The organism is Pseudomonas sp. R62, from assembly GCF_000257605.1.
Classification (GTDB): domain Bacteria; phylum Pseudomonadota; class Gammaproteobacteria; order Pseudomonadales; family Pseudomonadaceae; genus Aquipseudomonas; species Aquipseudomonas atacamensis.
The window spans coordinates 310,807-313,012 of sequence record NZ_JH635999.1; the positions used below are offsets into that span (position 1 = coordinate 310,807).

The 2,206-nt window shown below is 65.2% G+C and carries 1 protein-coding gene; it reads left to right on the plus strand.

Annotated features, from left to right (window positions below; translation table 11 throughout):
- A partial coding sequence (locus OQK_RS30510; protein ID WP_162098736.1) for an amino acid adenylation domain-containing protein occupies positions 1-2,206 on the plus strand: 2,206 nt, incomplete at both ends.

Consider the following 2,206-nt stretch of genomic DNA (forward strand, 5'->3'; position numbering starts at 1 on the left):
CCGCTTTGCCCGCGAGCAGAAAGTCACCCTCAACACGCTGGTACAAGCGGCGTGGCTGCTGCTGTTGCAGCGCTACACCGGCCAGGATCACGTGGCGTTCGGCGCGACTGTCGCCGGGCGGCCGACGGATTTGCCGGGTGTCGAGCAGCAGATCGGCCTGTTCATCAACACCTTGCCGGTGGTGGCGGCGCCATCGCCGGAGATCGGCGTCAGCCAATGGCTGCAACAGGTGCAAGACCTCAACCTGGCCTTGCGCGAGCACGAACACACGCCGCTGTATGACATTCAGCGCTGGGCCGGTACGGGCGCCGGGGCGTTGTTCGACAGCATTCTGGTGTTCGAAAACTATCCGATGGCTGAAGCACTGGCGCAGGGCCCTGAGACGGGCCTGAAGTTCTCGGCAATCCGCCGGCAGGAGCAGACCAACTATCCGCTGACGCTGGTGGCGGTCACCGGCCGCGAGCTGAGTCTGGGCGTGAGTTTCGATCAGGCCAGCTTCGACGCTCAAGCGATCCGCGCGTTGAGTGCGCAGCTGCAAGGCCTGCTCGAGCAGTTCCTCGCCGACGCCACACAGCCGCTGGGCGCGCTGCATCTGCTCGCCGAGCCACAACGGCAACAAGCGATCGAGTGGGGCAAGGCGCCGGTTACCATGCCGGATCAACGCACAGTGCTGGCGCACATCGCCGCGCAAGTGCAGCGACAGCCACAGGCGAACGCGGTGCTGTTCGCTGAACAGTCCATCGCTTACCAAGACCTCGATACCCGGGCCAATCGTCTGGCGCACAAGCTGCAAGGCATGGGCGTCGGGCCGGAAGTGCGCGTAGGCGTGTGCATGCGCCGCACGCCGCAGATGCTGGTCGGCTTGCTGGCGATCCTCAAGGCCGGTGGCGCCTACGTACCGCTGGACCCGGATTACCCGCAGGAACGCTTGCTGCACATGCTCGACGACAGCCGCGCCGCTGTTTTGCTCACTGAGCCAGCGGCCTTGGCGATGCTGCCCGAAACCTTGAGTGCGCAGGTGCTGCTGGTGGACGAGAACGTCGCCAGCGAATACCCGGCCACTGCGCCGCTGGTTAACCTCGCGGCAGACAATCTGGCGTACGTGATCTACACCTCCGGCTCCACCGGCAAACCGAAAGGCGTAGCAATCAGCCACGGCAATCTATCGGCGCTGATTCAATGGTCGGCTGGGGTCTATCGCGAAGAACAATTGCGCGGCGTGCTGGCCTCGACCTCGATCTGCTTCGATCTCTCGGTGTGGGAAATCTTCGTCACGCTGGCCTGCGGAGGCTGCCTGGTGCTGGCCGACAACGCCCTGGCGCTGGCGGATTTGCCGGCGCGCGATGAGGTAACGCTGATCAATACCGTGCCGTCGGCGATCGCCGCGTTGCAACGGGCCGGGCAGATTCCGTCGTCGGTCGGCACCATCAATCTGGCCGGCGAACCGCTCAAGCAGGGTCTGGTCGACAGCCTCTACGCCAGCACTCAGGTGCAGCAGGTCTACGATCTTTACGGGCCGTCGGAGGACACCACTTATTCGACCTTCACCCTGCGCACGCCGCAGGGGCGGGCGAACATTGGCCGGCCACTGGATAACACCGTGGCGTACCTGCTCGACAGTCAGTTGCAGGTGCCGCCCGAGGGCGTGGCGGCCGAGCTGTATCTGGCGGGTGCCGGGGTGACGCGCGGCTATCTGCGTCGTGCCGCGCTGACCGCCGAACGCTTTGTGCCCAATCCTTACGCGAGCAATGGCGAGCGCCTGTACCGCACCGGCGATCTGGTGCGCCAGGGCGACGATGGCAACATCGAGTACATCGGTCGCGCCGACCATCAGGTGAAGATTCGCGGCTTCCGCATCGAACTCAGCGAGATCGAAGCACGCCTGCTGGAACTCGACGATATCCGTGAGGCGGTGGTACTGGCGCAGGACGGCGCCGCAGGCAAACACCTGCATGCCTACCTCGTCGCCGCACCGGACAGCGAGCGGTCGACGCTGGCCGAGCGGGTGCGCAATGCCTTGGCCAGCCGCTTGCCGGCGCACATGGTGCCGGGGCATCTGCACCTGATCGACGCGATCCCGCTGACGCCCAACGGCAAGCTCGATCGCAAGGCGCTGATGGCGTTGGGCGAGAGCCCGACGCAGGAGCAATACCTAGCGCCGCAAAGCGATCTGCAATGGGAGGTCGCGACGATCTGGCAGGAAGTG